A 15,177-nucleotide genomic window follows, 5' to 3' on the forward strand; every position below is an offset into this window, starting at 1 on the left:
CGCCACGGCCGCGGCCGCCGCTCTCGCCGGGCCGCTGGCCGGCACCGCCCGCGCCGCGGCCTTCGGCTACACCGACGACGGCACCAACTTCGTGATCGACACCGGCGCGAACCTCGTCTTCAAGGTCCGCAAGAGCAACGGCGACCTGTCCTCGCTCGTCTACCGGGGCACGGAGTACCAGGGCTACGGCGGCATGAACTCGCACATCGAGTCCGGCCTCGGCAGTTCCACGGTCACCATCAGGCAGTCCGGTTCGACGATCCTCGTCTCCGTCACCTACGGCACACTGAAGCACTACTACGCGGCCCGCAGCGGCGAGAACAACATCTACCTGTGGACCAACAAGGCCGACACCTCGGTCTCGGCGACCCGCTACATCGTGCGCGTGCGGGCGGGCCTCTTCCTCAACGACCAGCCCGACTCCTACACCTACGCACCCACCACCATCGAGGCCTCGGACGTCTTCGCGAAGTCCGACGGCCAGACCCGCTCGAAGCACTACTCGAAGCTCCGGGTCATGGACTACGACTACGTCGGCTGGACCACCGGCGGTGTCGGCCTGTACGTCGTCCGCAGCAACCACGAGAAGGCGTCCGGCGGTCCCTTCTACCGCTCCCTGCTGCGCCACCAGAGCGCGGACGGCGGCGGCCTCTACGAGATCCTGTACTACGGCCAGAACCAGACCGAGGAGCAGCGGTTCGGCCTCCAGGGTCCGTACGTCATCGCCTTCACCGACGGCGGGGCGCCCTCCTCGTCGCTGTTCCCGGGCACGCTGACCACGTCGTGGGCGGACTCGCTCGGCCTGTCCGGGTACGTGTCCGCGAGCGGCCGGGGCCGGGTGGCGGGCGTCGGCATCACCGGCCGGAACACGGCGTACGCGTACACGGTGGGGCTCGCCAACGCGGCGGCGCAGTACTGGGGTTCGGCGCGGGCCTCGGACGGCTACTTCTCCGTCGCGGGGGTGTTGCCGGGGACGTACACGCTCACGGTCTTCAAGGGTGAGCTGGCGGTGTACACGACCTCGGTGACGGTCACCGCGGGTGGTACGACGACGCTGAACTCGATCGCCGTCCCGTCCTCGAACGACCCGTCCAACGCGGGCACGATCTGGCGGATCAACGACTGGAACGGCACGCCGAGCGGTTTCAAGAACGCCGACCTGATGACGTACGCGCATCCCTCGGACGTCCGGGCCGCCGCCTGGACCGGCAATGTGGTCATCGGCAGCGGCACCGAGACCTCGGGCTTCCCCTGCTACCTCTGGAAGGACGTGAACAGTGGTCTCCTTGTGTACTTCCGGCTGACCGCCGCGCAGGCCGCCGCCGCCCACACCCTGCGCATCGGTGTGACGACGGCCTACGCCAACGGCCGGCCGCAGGTCGTCGTCAACGACACCTGGACCTCGGCCATCCCCTCCCCGCCCACCCAGCCGAACACCCGGTCGCTGACGAACGGGTCCTACCGGGGCAACAACCACACGTTCACCTACAGCGTCCCGGCGTCCGCCTGGCTGACGGACACGAGTCGGTACAACGTGCTGAGGATCAACGTGGTGAGCGGGTCGGGGGCGGCCTCCTACCTCAGTGCGGGGACGTCGATCGACGCGATCGACCTGCTGGGCTGACGTCCCCTCATGTCCCGCGCGTCCACTGCTGATTCGTCCCGCTTCCGCACGTGTACGTGATGACGGCGGCCGAGTCGGCGGTGGACGCGCCGTTGACGTCCAGGCACTCGCCGGTCGCACGGGAGACGACCTTGACGTAGCTGCCCGAGGTGGTGAGCGACCACTGCTGGGCGGTGGACGAGGAGTTGCACTTCTCCTGGGTGACCGTGGCGGCGTTCTCCTGGACGCACAGGGAGCTGTGACGGGCCATCAGCTGGTAGTAGCCGCTGCCGACGGACTTGAACCAGTACTTCTGGTTGTTGCCGCTGTTGCAGGGGTACTGCTTGATCTGGGCGCCCGCCCACAGCGACTGACTCGTGACATCGGCGCACTTGGCGGAGTGGCGGGCGATCAGCGTGTTGTAGGTGGCGCTGGTGCCGCTGACCGTGCCGGTGGCCGTGTCGACGGTGACCTCGGGCGACCAGGACATGGACATCGTGGTGGAGGTCGGGAAGGCCAGCGGCAGCCAGACATAGCGGGAGTCGTTGACCGTGCCGTTGAAGGAGTTGCCCCAGCGGTCGCCCATGTAGAGGTACGAGGTGGTCGAGGTGCCCTGCACGGGGAGGACGTACGCGGTCTGCGAGCCGAAGGTCGTGGAGTCGCCGACGTTGGCCATGGCCGTCCAGGGGCCCGTGATGCTGGTGGCGGTGGCGTACTGCTGCTGGTTGGGGTTCCAGCCGGTGGCGCCCGAGGTCAGCATGAAGTAGACGCCGCCCCGCTTGAACAGGGCCGGTGCCTCGCGGTGGCCGCCGTGCCAGGGGTCGGCGACGAGGGCGGCGACGCCGGTGTAGTCGGCGGTGAGCCGGTAGATCTGGAGGTCGTAGTTCTCGCGGGCCGCCGAGATCATGTAGCCGGTGCCGTCGGTGTCCACGAAGACGGTGATGTCACGGGACATGTGGGTGCCCAGCGGGCGGAAACTGCCCTGCCAGGTGTAGTTGCCGTCGACGGTGTCGGAGACGGCGACGGCCGCGCGGGCCTCGCTGTAGTCGGTGCCGTTCTCCTTGTGCATCCACATCACGAACTTGCCGGTGGAGGCGTTGTACATGACCTTGGGCCGCTCGATGTTGGCGGTCGCAAGCTCGGGGGCGGTGGCCTGGGTCAGGACGTTGTTGCGGAACTCCCAGTTCTTCAGGTCCGTGGAGCGGTAGGCCGACACGTACCTGAAGGTGTTGTCGGAGTTCCGGTTCTCGCCGAACCAGTAGTAGTACGAGCCGACCTTGATGACCCCGCCGCCGTGGGCGTGCAGGGCGTTGCCGCCGCTGTCGGTGAACTGGGTGCCGTTGGTGACGGTCTGCGCCGCCGCCTGGGCGGGGCCGGCGGTGACGAGGGCGCCGGCCAGCGCCAGACAGAGCGCGAGGAGCATCGCGTACGCACGTCTCATCTCAGCTCTCCTTACTCGGTGCTCGTGGTGGATGTGTCGGCTACGGGGACTCCGAAGTCGGGGGTGCCGTCGGGCTTCCAGCCGAGGCGCTGGACACGGGTGTGGCGGTTGGGGTCGTTGAGCGGGTCGCCGACGATGTCCTTGTACTGGCGGGCGTGGTAGACGAGGACGTCGGTGCATCCGTCCTCGGCGACCGTGAAGCTGTTGTGGCCCGGCCCGTACTGCTTGGTGGTGTCGTTGCTGGTGAAGACCGGTGTCGGGGACTTCGACCAGTTGGCCGGGTCCATGAGGTCGGCGTCCGCGTCGATGGTCAGCAGGCCCATGCAGTAGTTGAAGTCGGTCGCGCTCGCCGAGTACGTCATGAAGAGCCGGCCGCCGCGTTTGATGACCGACGGCCCCTCGTTGACCTTGAAGCCGATGACCTCCCAGTCCAACTCGGGTGTGGTGAGCCGCACCTGAGGTCCCGTCAGGGTCAGCGGGTCGGCCATCCTCGACAGCCAGACCGCGGTGTTGTTGTTCATCCCGGGCTCGTGCTGCGCCCACGCGAGGTAGCGCGAACCCCGGTGGGTGAAGGTGGTGGCGTCCAGGGAGAAGGTCTCCCAGGCCGTCTTCAGCTGCCCGCGCTCGACCCAGGTGCCCTTGAAGGGGTTGGGGTGGGAGTTCTCCAGGACCCAGATGCGGATCGCCCAGATGTCCTCGGCGGGCGCGGAGGCGAAGTAGATGTACCACTTGCCGTCGATGCGGTGGATCTCCGGCGCCCAGATGTGCGCGCCCATCGCGCCCGTCTCGTGCTTGCGCCAGATGACGGACTCGGCGGCCGTCGACAGTCCGCGCAGGGTGCGGGATCTGCGCAGGATGATCCGGTCGTACTCGGGCGCGGTCGCCGTGAAGTAGTAGAAGCCGTCGGTGTGCCGGTTGATGTGCGGGTCGGCGCGGTTGCGGACGAGGGGGTTGGCGTACGCGGCCCGGCCACCGGACGCGTGGGCGACGCCGGCGGGCAGGGCAGTGAGGGCGCCGGCGGCCAGGGCGCCCTTCAGGAGCAGCCTTCGGTTGGGCGGTTCGGCGGGTTCGTGCTCGCGGCTCATGCGGTCTGCCTCTCTGCAGCTTGCTGCACGTGGGGGGACATCGGAGGGAACGCAGGGGACACAAAAGAAAACAGATTCGTTCGACATTTCGCACAAGATCAGTCATTCCGAACGGCGAAAAGGTAAGGGCGTGTTACGCCGAGGTCAACGGGTCGGGCGAGACGAACACAAGCTCACAGGAACGAACCGATGGGGAGAACCCGGACTTCGCGAAGTTTCTGTTATCGGGGCGGGCCCCGGACCGTCTCCGATGTCGTGCGCAGCCAACCCCACAAGACAGCGGCGGCCGCCGGAGCCCTGGCGGTCACCGCCCTGATGCTCGGCGCCCCGACCGCGACCGCCGCCGGCCCCCGCGACGCGACCTCCGACGTACTGGCCGGGCGGAACGTGACGCTCGCCGGGGACACGGTGGTGACCGTGCCGTCCGGGACGACCACGTACGACGGCGTGTTCAGCGGCACCGGCACGCTCACCGTGCGCGGCACCGGGACTCTGGTCCTCACCCGGGACAGCGACTTCACCCTGCCGAAGTCCCGGCAGCGGCAGAGCGTGCGGACACTCGGCGGGAACCACCCCTACGTCACCACCACGAACCCGGACCCGCCGGCCGTGACCGTCGCGAAGGGCGCGACCCTCCAGTACGGCGACAGCGGTTCGACCGGGGTGATCGGTCACTACCCGTACGGCACCCCGGCGTTCCGGCTCAACCAGAACAACATCCGGGTGGACGGGACCCTGCGGCTCGCCCTGAAGGACGTCCAGTACAACCTGGGGACCATCAGCGGCTCCGGACTGGTCAGCCAGCCGAGGTTCCTGTGGGCCACCTGGGACCTGTCGGGCACCCATCCGTTCACCGGTGTGATCGACAACGGCACGCAGGTGAACGCCGGCCGCCCGGAGTTCGCGACCTCCCTGCCGAACGCGCGCAAGGTCCTCAACCAGGGCACCTGGACCGTGGACACCCCGCTGGGCCGGACCGTCACCCAGGGCATGGACTTCTACCAGCGCGAGTACGGCAGCGACATCAACGTCCAGTCGCGCCCCGGCGGCAAGGTGATCCTCTCCGGCCAGTACAGCTGGTCGGACCGGGGCGGAGACAGGAACCCCTCGCTGAGCGACCCCGCCCTGAACTGGACGCCCGCGCGGAAGAACGTCAACAAGCGCGGCACCAACATCAAGGGCGCGAACGTCCAGTGGGGCGACGGCACCACGAACAAGATCTTCATGCCGGGCACGGCGGAGACCGTCTACATCAACCTCCTTGCCGCGCGCTCCCGTTCACTGCTCACGTTCGACTACAACGGGCCGGTCACCCTGGGCGCCCCCATCGGCGGCGGCCGCTTCCACGACACACTGGCCGCTCCCGGCGCCGGGGACATCGTCGTCAAGGGGACGAAGGGCAACGACGTCACCTTCGCCGCCGTCCAGTACTACAACGGCTCGACGACCGTCGAGAAGGGCGCCGTGCTGCGGCTGGGCAGCGGCAGGTCCGGCGGCGACGGCGGCCTGTACACCAAGGGCGACCTGTGCAAGGTGGTCAACAACGGTTCGCTGATCATCCGGAACACCTCGAAGCCCGTGACCCTGCCGCGAGTCGGCGGCAACGGCTCGCTCGTCCAGTCGGGCACGGCCACCACGACACTGACGGGCGGCGCGGTGACGTACACCGGGGCGACGACCGTCGCCAAGGGCACGCTGGCGCTCCGCTCGGGGGCGACGCTCGCGCACAGCCGGGCCGTTCGGCTCACCACCGCCGGGGCGAAGCTCGACGTGGGCACGGCCGGGCTGAAGGTGACCAGGTCACTGTCCGGCAGGGGCACGGTGCAGGGGTCGGTGACCAACGCGGGCGTGGTCGTGGCCGGTCTGACGGTGACCGGCGGCTACACCCAGGCCGAGAAGGGTGACCTGGTGCTGCGCGAGCGGCCGTTGAAGGTGAACGGGGCGGTGCGGCTGGCCGGTGGGCTGGACTTCGCGGCGCCGGCCGCCGTCGGCGGGCCCGGCGAGAGGATCACCGTGATCGACCACCGGGGCAAGGGCGGGAACACCGGGACGTTCACCGGACTGCGCGAGGGCGCCAAGGTGAAGCTCGCCGACAACACGTACCGGATCAGCTACAAGGGCGGCGACGGCAACGACGTCGTGCTGACGGAGGCGAAGGCGAGCCCGTCACCGGCCGTCAAGGCCGCCGCGGGCGCCGGCTCCGGCACCCAGGTCACCCGTACGCAGAACGCGAGCGCCTCCGCCGACGGAGGTCTCGGCTGGTGGCCGTACGCCCTCGCCCTCGGCGGGCTCTCCGGACTGCTGGTACCGGTGACCAGGCGCCGCAGGAACAGCAGGGGCCGAGGCGGGCGCCACGCCGCCACGGGCTGAGTCATCCGTCCTGCGGCACGGGACTGGGCGGGCGGTCGCTGTACGGGGGTCAGCGGCCGCCCGCCCGTCCGGTGTGACTCCGGTCGTGCCTACGCGGTGACGTCGGCCTTGGTCGCGGCCTCGGCCTCGGCCTCGGTACCGCCCTCCCCCGGCCCCTCCTGCCGGCCGCGCAGCCACACGTACACCGGGATGCCCGCGAAGAGGAACAGGGCGCCCTGGTAGACGGCCGCGTAGCCGGCGCCGGCGATCAGCCAGAAGGAGAAGGCGAAGGAGAGGGCGGCGACGATCAGGTCGCGGACCAGTCCGGCGGGACGGACGCGCTCGCGGGTGCCTCGGGCCAGCCAGTACAGCTGGGCGGCCGCGGAGAGCAGGTACGGGACGCAGCCGGTGAACGTGGTGATGAGTACCAGGACACGGAAGGCGGTGTCCGGGTCGTCCGCGTAGTTGACGACGATGAGGAGCGTGCCGAGGACGGCGGTGGCGAGGACACCGAAGCCCGGGACGCCGCCCTTGCCGACTCGGGCGAAGGGCTTCGGGAAGAGGCCGTCGCGGGCGGCGGCGTACGGCATCTGGGCGCTGAGCAGGACCCAGCCGTTGAGGCAGCCGACGATCGAGGCGACGGCGACCAGCGCGATCACCGTGCCGCCCCAGGTGCCGCCCGCGATCGAGTTGACCGCGTCGGCGAAGGGCGCCCCCGACTCGACGAGTTCCTTGTGCGGGACCAGGCCGAACACGGCGACCGTGCCGAGGATGTAGACCACCGCGGAGGCGAGCGTGCCGAGGACGCTGGCGCGGCCCACGTTGCGCTCCGGGTCACGGACCTCGCCGGCGCTGACGGCGGCCGACTCGACGCCCAGGAAGCTGTAGAGGAGGAGGGCGGCAGCGGCGGCCAGCGCGCCGGGGGCGCTCTCGCCGGAGGCGTTGAAGGGGCCGTAGTTGTCGGTGTCGATGAAGAACAGGCCGATGGTGGCGACCAGCAGCAGCGGCACGAACTTCAGCACGGTGGAGACGATCTGCACGGCGCCCACATAGCGGGTGCCCGCGAAGTTCGCGGCGGCCGGCAGCCACAGGGCGGCCAGGGCCACCAGCGCCGGGACGGCCTTGCTGTCGCCCAGGGGTATCAGCACGTCGACGTAGCCGACGACGCCGACGGCCAGCGCGGCGATGCTGACCCAGCACATCGTCCAGTACGACCATGCCGACAGGAAGCCCGCGAAGGGGCCGAAGGCGTCGCGCGGGTAGACGTAGAGGCCACCGGTGACCGGGCTGCGCCTGGCCAGCTTCCCGAAGAGCAGCGCCAGCAGGACGGCGGCCACGGACAGGACGACGAAGGCGAGCAGGCTGACCGTGCCGTAAGGGGCGACGGCGGCGGGGAGGGTGAAGATACCGCCGCCGATGATGTTGCCCATGACGAGGGCGGTGGCCGCTGCGAGGCCGAACTTGCGGCCAGGAGCCGCCGCGCTCGTGCCGGACTCGGGTGCCGGAGTGGTCCCGGAATCCGTGGCCGCGGCCGTCGCCGGTTCGGGTTCGGGTTCGGTGGCCTCGGGGGTACTGGTGGTGGTCATGGCGGTTCCCGGGGGATGGGCGGGGCGGGGACGGGGAGGGCGTGATCGTACCGCCGCGTTCCACATGGTGGTCAATCTGTTCATGGACTGGACACAATCGAGTGTTCCCGCCTCCGCGGCTCGACTACCGTCGTCGGCATGACCAGCAACGCACCCGGCAGCTTCCCCCACATCCCCGGTCCTCCCGTCGGCCCCTTCGCCGCGGCCCTCGCCGCCGAGGTACTCGTCCTCGACGGCGGTATGTCCAACCAGCTGGCGTCCGCCGGGCACGACCTCAGTGACGAGCTGTGGTCGGCGCGGCTGCTCGTGGAGCACCCGGAGGCGATCACCGAGGCCCATCTCGCCTACTTCGAGGCGGGCGCGAACGTGGCGATCACCGCCAGCTACCAGGCCACCTTCGAGGGCTTCGCCAAGCGCGGCATCCGGCGGGAGCGGGCCGCCGAACTCATGTCCCTGAGTGTCGAGTTGGCCGTGGACGCGGCGGTGGAGGCCAAGGCGGGGGGCGACTCGCGCCCACTGCTGGTGGCCGCCTCGGTCGGCCCGTACGGAGCGATGCTCGCCGACGGCTCCGAGTACCGGGGCCGGTACGGGCTGGGCGTGGCCGAGTTGGAGGGGTTCCACCGGCCCCGCATCGAGGCGCTGGCCGCCACCCACCCGGACGTCCTGGCCCTGGAGACGATCCCGGACACCGACGAGGCCGAGGCGCTGCTGCGGGCCGTCCGCGGTCTGGACGTGCCCGCCTGGCTGTCGTACACCGTCGCCGGCGACCGCACCCGCGCCGGGCAGCCGCTGGAGGAGGCCTTCGCGCTCGCCGCCGACGCCGAGGAGGTCGTCGCCGTGGGCGTGAACTGCTGCTCGCCCGACGACGTGGACGGCGCGATCGAGACGGCCGTCCGGGTCACCGGCAAGCCGGTCGTCGTCTACCCGAACAGCGGCGAGACCTGGGACGCGTCCGCGCGGGCCTGGACGGGGCAGTCGACGTTCACCGCCGCGCAGGTGGAGGGGTGGCGGGCGGCAGGGGCCCGGCTGATCGGCGGGTGCTGCCGGGTGGGACCCGAGGCGATCTCGGCGATCGCGAAGGCGCTGAGCTGACGACGCCGAGCTGACGGCGCCGGGCTGACGGCGCCGGGCTGACGACGCCGAGCTGACGACGCCGAGCTGAAGACACCGAGCTGAAGACACCGAGCTGAAGACACCGGGCTGAAGACACCGGGAGAGGACTTCCGAGCGTTGGAGCGGGGGCGGGGCGGGGCGCGTCCGCCGTGCTCGGGGCTTGGGACTCGGTGTCCACACCTGCCCCGCGGACGAACTGCGGACGAACGGGGCGGCGCACGCCGACGCCGTGTCGGGTACGCCGCCCTGTGGTGGGACGGGTTGCGGGAGGTGGCCCGCGGTGTCATGGCGGTTACTTCGGGTCGCTGTCGAACTTCGAGGCCGACCAGAAGTAGCCGAGCACCGCGAGGCCCAGGCACCAGGCGAGGGCGAGCCAGCCGTTGTGGCCGATCTCGGTGCCGAGCAGCAGACCGCGCAGGGTCTCGATGGCCGGGGTGAAGGGCTGGTACTCGGCGATCGGCTGGAACCAGCCCGGCATCGTGTCGGCCGGGATGAACGCGCTGGAGATGAGCGGGAGGAGGATCAGCGGCTGCGCGCTGTTGGCGGCCGCCTCGGCGTTCGGGCTGGACAGGCCCATGCCGACCGCGATCCAGGTGAGCGCCAGGGAGAAGAGCGCGAGCAGCCCGAAGGCCGCCAGCCACTCCAGGACCGTGGCATCGGTGGAGCGGAAACCGATGGCCACGCCGACCGCGCCCACGAGGACCACGCTGGCGACGCACTGCAGCACGCTGCCGACGACGTGCCCGATGAGGACGGACCCGCGATGGATCGCCATGGTGCGGAAGCGGGCGATGATGCCCTCGTTCATGTCGGTGGAGACGGACACGGCGGTCCCGACGACGGTGCCGCCGATGGTCATCATCAGGATGCCCGGGACGATGTAGGCGATGTAGTCGGAGCGGTCACTGCCGCCGATGCCCGCGCTCATCACGTCTCCGAAGATGTAGACGAAGAGCAGCAGCAACATGATCGGGGTCAGGAGCAGGTTCAGGGTGAGGGACGGATAGCGGCGCGCGTGCAGGAGGTTGCGGCGCAGCATCGTGGACGAGTCGCGCACGGCGAGGGAGAAGGCGCTCATCGGACGGTCTCCTTGGGCTGGTCGGGGCTGGTCAGGGCGAAGAACACGTCGTCGAGGTCGGGGGTGTGCACGGTGAGTTCGTCGGCCTCGATCCCGGCGGAGTCCAACTGGTCCAGTACGGAGCGCAGTTCGTGCTGGGTGCCGCCGCTGGGGAGCTGCAGGGCGAGGGCCTCGTCGTCCCGGGTCACCTCTCCCAGCGCGGAGGCGGCGGACCGGTAGGCGGCCGGGTCGGTGAAGCGGAGCCGGACGTGGCCGCCGGGGACGAGGCGCTTGAGTTCCTCGGCGGTGCCTTCGGCGGCGATCCTTCCGTCGTGCAGCACCGCGATGCGGTCGGCGAGTTCGTCGGCCTCCTCCAGGTACTGGGTGGTGAGGAGGACGGTGACGCCGCCGGTGACGAGTTCGCGGATGATCTGCCACATGTTGTGGCGGGAGCGGGGGTCGAGGCCGGTGGTGGGTTCGTCGAGGAAGATGATCCGCGGGTCGCCGACGAGGGTCATGGCGATGTCGAGGCGGCGCTTCATGCCGCCGGAGTAGGTGGAGGCGGGCTTCCTCGCGGCCTCCACCAGGTCGAAACGCTCCAGGAGTTCGGCCGTGACGCGTCGTCCCTCGGGCTTGGACAGGTGGTGCAGGTCCGCCATGAGGAGCATGTTCTCCTCGCCGGTGATCAGGCCGTCGACGGCGGAGAACTGCCCGGTGACACCGATCGCGGCCCGCACCGCCTGCGGGTCGACGGCGAGGTCGTGGCCGCCGACGCGGATCTCGCCGGAGCCGGGGTCGGGGGAGATGAGAGTGGAGAGGATCTTCACGGCGGTGGTCTTGCCGGCACCGTTCGGCCCGAGCAGCGCGAACACGGACCCGGCCGGGATGCGCAGATCGATGCCGTCGAGGACGGTCTTGTCACCGTAGGACTTGCGCAGACCGATGGCGGAGATTGCGGCAGGCGACTGAGAGCCGTCACCCATTCTTGATGTGGGCATGACAGATGAAGGCATGGTGCCCTCCCGTTCGAAGGCTGAAGCGACTGGGGGAGTGAGTGGGGTGCGTCCGGTGCGTCCGGTGCGTCCGGGAGGTCAGGCCTTGGCGCGACGGATGTCGATGTTTCCGTACCGGGTGCGGGCGCGGACCTCGACGGTTTCCCCGGTCCTGTCCGGGGCCTCGGACGCGGTGAGGGTGTTGCGCACCTGGCCGGAGCTTGAGCTGACGTCGAGCCAGGCGGCCGTGCCCTCGCGGACGCCGACCTCGATGGCGCCGTAGGAGGTCTCCAACTGGACCGTGCCGCGGGCCACTTCGCCTACGCGCAGGGTGCCGTGGGCGGTGGCGGCGGTGACCGAGCCCTCGGCGCGTGCGATGTCGATGTCGCCGTTGGCGCCGCGCACCCGCAGTTCGCCGGTCGCGGCACCGACGGTCGTGGTGCCGTGCGAGTTCTTCAGGACGGCGGGACCGTCGACGAGGCCGACGCGCATGCTGCCGGAGCTGGTGGTGATCTCGGCCCTGCCCACGACCCGGTCCACGGTGATCGAGCCGTGCGACGCGGTCAGGTGCAGAGGGCCGGTCGTGTCGAGGCGGACGTCGCCGGACGAGGTCTTCACGCGGACCTCGCCGAGTCGGCCCTCGCCCAGTACCTGGGCCCAGGCGCCGGTCATGTCGACGCGCGAGCCCGTGGGCAGCTCGACCGTCACGTCGACAGTGCCGGTGCGGCCGATGCCGAGACCGAGCAGATTGGGCTTCGGCGTCCTGACGGTCAGTACGCCGCTCACGTACGTGACCTCGGTCTGGCCGGCCGTCCGCACGTCCAGGTCCTTCTTCGGGTCGCGGGGCCGGACCTCGACGACGGTGTCGAGGCGGTCGCCCGCGGTGAACTGGATGGATCCGGCCTCCACGTGCGCCGTGGCCGAGATCGGTTCGGGAGTGTCGAAAGAAGGCATGGCTGTCCCGTCCTCATGAGTCCTTGGGGCGTCCCCGCTGGTGGGACGTGGTGTGGGTGAAGTGGTGCGGGCGGAGGGCGCGGCTAGCGCACCCAGCCCGTGAAGCTCTGCCCGACGGTCTGAGTCTTCTCCGTCGTACGTGTCCGGGTGCCGCCGTCGACCGCCGCGGACACGGTGCGCACCAGCCATGCGTTGACCGACAGGCCCTCGCGGTTCGCGGCCTCCTCGGCGCGGGCCTTGAGCTGGGTCGGCAGACGCAGGTTGACCCGGGCGGTGCCGCCCTCGTCGACGTCGGCCGGGTACGGGGTGGTGAGCGGTTCGGCGGGGGCGGTCGGCTCTGCCGGGGCGCCGCCGTAGGTGGGCGGCGGCGTCACCACGAAGTCGGGGTCGAGTCCGCGCAGCCGTACGTCGACCGAGCCGGGGGCGAGTTCGCGGGTGATCTCGTCCATGGCGGCGGAGAGCACGTTGAGCATGGTCAGCCGGGTCGCCGACTCCAGGGGGGCGGTGAGCCGCTCTGCCAGCTTGCGGGCTTCTTCGCCGCCGGCTTCGGCGGCCACCGCGAGTTCGCGGCGGAGGGTGTCGACATACGGCGTGAGGTCCATGACGCCATCATGGCGCCACAATGGCTCCATGCGCAAGTCGCAGAGCCATGTTTCCGGGGCGATCCTCTTCGAGGCTACTCTGAGCTGCTAAAACATGCCCGTGCCCAGATGGTCCGGCGTGGTGCCGTGCGTGCTGACTCCCATCTTCGAGTGTGGAATGGCGCTGGATGGCACAGTGTGGCGCCAAGTGACGCCATCCGGTGCCAAGTAATGCCGTGCGATGGTGCACAGGGTCTGCCCTGCCCTGCCCGGCCAGGTCATACGTGAGGCCATGGTCGAACGCGCGCACCGGACCGCCGGCGCACTGACCGGGAAAGTTGGCCGGGGTGGTGGTTCCGGCGGTTGGATGTGCGGTGACGTCCGTTCCGACTGCCGGGGGCATGGTGGCTGAGCCTGTCCATGTACGCAGGTTGGCCGACCGGGAGGGGCGGAAGCTGCAGCAGTTCGTGCGCCGGGCAGTACCCCTACTTGTGCGTCCTGGGCCACCTGATCGAGGCCCGCTGCGGACCGTTGCTGCAGCTCATTGTCACCAACTCCAACCACGCCGCGCGCAGACGCGCGGCCTGCGTGTCTGGGTGAAGGAGGCCGATGCTTGGGCTGGTTGCGACCGTGCTGAGAGATCCCGTGCTCAGGGCGAACTCTTCCCGCCCTCGCCTTGTCGGTCGGTTTCACTCGGGGTCGCAGGGCGGAGGCGCTCGTAACAGTCGTAGTTGCGCTGAGCGATGATCTTTCCGTCGCGGAATTCGAGGAACGCCGCGATGTGGGCGCGCACCACCGGCCCTGCGGCCAGGTCGCCGAGGGCCACGGCCGGCGTGCCGGACCATGTGACTTCCACCACCGGCACCCTCGCCCTCTTCGCGGGCTTCGCCGCCACCTCCGCCGTCCCCGACCTACGTGTGTCCCACGGTTACGTCTTCCAGCACCTCCTCCATGCCCGGCCCACAATCGGCGACCTCGCCGAGAAGCTCGGCATGACCCAGCAGGGCGCCTCGAAGGCAGTCGCCGAACTCGAGCGCCTCGGCTACACCGAACGCCTCCCGGACCCTCAAGATGCCCGCATCCGCCGCGTCACTCTCAGCCGTCGCGGCCATGAAGCCGTCGCCGCCGCCCGCCATGCCCGGGCGGCACTGGAAGGAACGCCTCCGGCACCGCTTCGGAACCACGGCCCTCGACGCCGCCCGCATCCTGCTCGCCGACCTCCTCGACGACCTCGGAGGCGCTGCGGCCGTCCAGCGCCGCGAGGTCAGGCCGCCCCGCTAGCCGACTCACAGTGCCAGTCGGCAAAGCAAGTCGCGTGCGTCGCTGGTGTGCAACGAGAATGCGCTGGCCATGCCATCACGCAGAGGAGTCTTCCGATGACCGGTCCGCAGCACGCCCACGCCAGCCTGGACGGCCTTGTGATGGGCGATGCCTTCGGTGACAGCTGGTTCACGCGCTCCGACGAGAACGCCGAGGAGCAGTGGGCTGCCAGGGAGCCGCGTCCGCAACCGTGGCTGTGGACGGACGATTCCGCCATGGCCTTCGTCCTGTTCGCGCACCTGACGACCCACGGAGAGATCCGCCCGGACGGCTTGGCGGATGAGTTCGCCGCCGAGTACGACCGGGACCCGGGGCGCAAATACGGGCCGTCGATGCACGGTGTACTGCGCAGCGTTCGCGAGGGCGGGCACTGGCAGGCCATCACCACCGCTCAGTTCGGCGGACAGGGCTCCCACGGAAACGGCGCCGCGATGCGGGTCGCCCCTCTCGGAGCATGGTTCCGAAACGATCTGGCGGCTGCCGGCGAGCAGGCCCGGCTGTCCGCGCTGACCACGCACGCTCATCCCGAGGCCGTCGCCGGCGCCGTGGCCGTAGCGGTCGCCGCGGCGCTGGCAGCCGCCGACGAGAGTGCGGACGCCCCGCCACGCACGGAATTCCTGCGGGAGGTCGCCGACCACGTACCGGACAGCGACGTCCGCTCCCGACTGCTAGTGGCCGCGAACTTCTCCGACCGTACGTCGGTTCGCCACGCGGCGTCCGTACTGGGCTCGGGGACGCTGATATCGGCTCCGGACACGGTCCCGTTCGCTCTGTGGTCCGCCGCGGGACATCTCAACGACCTGGAGGAGGCGCTGTGGCAGACCGTTGCCGGGTGGGGTGACCGCGACACCACCTGCGCGATCGCGGGAGGTGTCGTCGCGTCCCGAACCGGTGCCGGTGGACTTCCCGCGGCGTGGCACGAGGCCCGGGAAGACATCCCTGCCTGGAGCCGTTGGGAAGCTCCCACGGGGGCCCGAAGCGGCGCTGAGTAGATCGGGACGATTCCTTGTACTCCGCTTGCACGGTGCTCAAGGCAGGTCCCCGCAGCGGCCGGCCAGGCAACTCTCCTGAAATCACGTGCGGGCTGCCGGCGAGG

Annotated in this window: 13 protein-coding genes and 1 pseudogene; 6 read left to right on the forward strand and 8 right to left on the reverse strand. The window is 70.2% G+C overall.

Translation table 11 applies throughout. The features are described from left to right. On the forward strand, positions 1 to 1,624 hold a 1,624-nt coding region (locus AWZ10_RS38290), incomplete at its 5' end, for a rhamnogalacturonan lyase B N-terminal domain-containing protein (RefSeq protein ID WP_060893329.1). Positions 1,625 to 1,631: 7 nt separating this feature from the next. Here the strand turns inward: AWZ10_RS38290 and AWZ10_RS38295 are convergent. Together AWZ10_RS38295 and AWZ10_RS38300 are read right to left on the reverse strand one after the other, a co-directional pair. Continuing rightward, positions 1,632 to 3,044: an RICIN domain-containing protein gene (locus AWZ10_RS38295; RefSeq protein WP_060893330.1), complete on the reverse strand. Its 1,413-nt coding sequence runs from the start codon at positions 3,042 to 3,044 to the stop codon at positions 1,632 to 1,634. An 11-nt stretch (positions 3,045 to 3,055) separates the two neighbouring features. Beyond that, a complete protein-coding gene (locus AWZ10_RS38300; protein ID WP_060893331.1) occupies positions 3,056 to 4,129 on the reverse strand; it encodes a glycoside hydrolase family 43 protein in 1,074 nt (357 codons plus the stop codon). Between the two features lie 255 nt (positions 4,130 to 4,384). Between AWZ10_RS38300 and AWZ10_RS38305 the strand changes: the two genes are divergently transcribed. Next, the gene (locus tag AWZ10_RS38305) at positions 4,385 to 6,499 is read left to right on the forward strand and encodes an autotransporter (protein ID WP_060893332.1); all 2,115 of its coding nucleotides are present in this window, start codon (positions 4,385 to 4,387) and stop codon (positions 6,497 to 6,499) included. Between the two features lie 89 nt (positions 6,500 to 6,588). Here the strand turns inward: AWZ10_RS38305 and AWZ10_RS38310 are convergent, their stop codons facing one another. Further along, on the reverse strand, positions 6,589 to 8,064 hold the full coding sequence (locus tag AWZ10_RS38310; protein ID WP_060893333.1) for an amino acid permease: 1,476 nt from the start codon (positions 8,062 to 8,064) through the stop codon (positions 6,589 to 6,591). A 138-nt stretch (positions 8,065 to 8,202) separates the two neighbouring features. On the opposite strand from AWZ10_RS38310, the gene mmuM reads away from it, so the two are divergent. Continuing rightward, entirely contained in the window at positions 8,203 to 9,156 is a 954-nt protein-coding gene (mmuM, locus tag AWZ10_RS38315; protein WP_046710047.1) for a homocysteine S-methyltransferase, read from the forward strand. A 313-nt stretch (positions 9,157 to 9,469) separates the two neighbouring features. On the opposite strand, the gene AWZ10_RS38320 is transcribed toward mmuM, so the two are convergent. From AWZ10_RS38320 to AWZ10_RS38340, 5 genes are all read right to left on the reverse strand, one after another. Further along, positions 9,470 to 10,255, reverse strand: a complete 786-nt coding sequence (locus AWZ10_RS38320; protein ID WP_060893334.1) for an ABC transporter permease — start codon at positions 10,253 to 10,255, stop codon at positions 9,470 to 9,472. Next, positions 10,252 to 11,232: an ATP-binding cassette domain-containing protein gene (locus AWZ10_RS38325; protein ID WP_060893335.1), complete on the reverse strand. Its 981-nt coding sequence runs from the start codon at positions 11,230 to 11,232 to the stop codon at positions 10,252 to 10,254. The genes AWZ10_RS38320 and AWZ10_RS38325 overlap by 4 nt, the downstream gene beginning before the upstream one ends. 93 nt (positions 11,233 to 11,325) lie before the next feature. After that, positions 11,326 to 12,180, reverse strand: a complete 855-nt coding sequence (locus AWZ10_RS38330; protein WP_046703554.1) for a DUF4097 family beta strand repeat-containing protein — start codon at positions 12,178 to 12,180, stop codon at positions 11,326 to 11,328. 83 nt (positions 12,181 to 12,263) lie between these two features. Continuing rightward, positions 12,264 to 12,782 carry a toxin-antitoxin system HicB family antitoxin gene (locus tag AWZ10_RS38335; protein ID WP_046703553.1) on the reverse strand — a complete coding sequence of 173 codons (519 nt, stop codon included), beginning with the start codon at positions 12,780 to 12,782 and terminating at the stop codon, positions 12,264 to 12,266. A 628-nt stretch (positions 12,783 to 13,410) separates the two neighbouring features. Further along, a complete protein-coding gene (locus AWZ10_RS38340) occupies positions 13,411 to 13,617 on the reverse strand; it encodes a nuclear transport factor 2-like protein (RefSeq protein ID WP_199845829.1) in 207 nt (68 codons plus the stop codon). Between AWZ10_RS38340 and AWZ10_RS56025 the strand changes: the two are divergent. From AWZ10_RS56025 to AWZ10_RS54475, 3 genes and pseudogenes are all read left to right on the forward strand, one after another. Beyond that, positions 13,541 to 13,786, forward strand: a pseudogene (locus AWZ10_RS56025) (hypothetical protein); the annotation flags it as partial. The gene AWZ10_RS38340 and the pseudogene AWZ10_RS56025 overlap by 77 nt on opposite strands. An 85-nt stretch (positions 13,787 to 13,871) precedes the next feature. Then, positions 13,872 to 14,042 carry a hypothetical protein gene (locus AWZ10_RS54470; protein ID WP_240439645.1) on the forward strand — a complete coding sequence of 57 codons (171 nt, stop codon included), beginning with the start codon at positions 13,872 to 13,874 and terminating at the stop codon, positions 14,040 to 14,042. A gap of 95 nt (positions 14,043 to 14,137) precedes the next feature. Further along, positions 14,138 to 15,073: an ADP-ribosylglycohydrolase family protein gene (locus tag AWZ10_RS54475; protein WP_046703551.1), complete on the forward strand. Its 936-nt coding sequence runs from the start codon at positions 14,138 to 14,140 to the stop codon at positions 15,071 to 15,073. Positions 15,074 to 15,177: the final 104 nt, after the last annotated feature.

The sequence above is a fragment of the Streptomyces europaeiscabiei genome (assembly GCF_001550375.1).
GTDB classification, from domain to species: Bacteria; Actinomycetota; Actinomycetes; order Streptomycetales; family Streptomycetaceae; genus Streptomyces; species Streptomyces europaeiscabiei.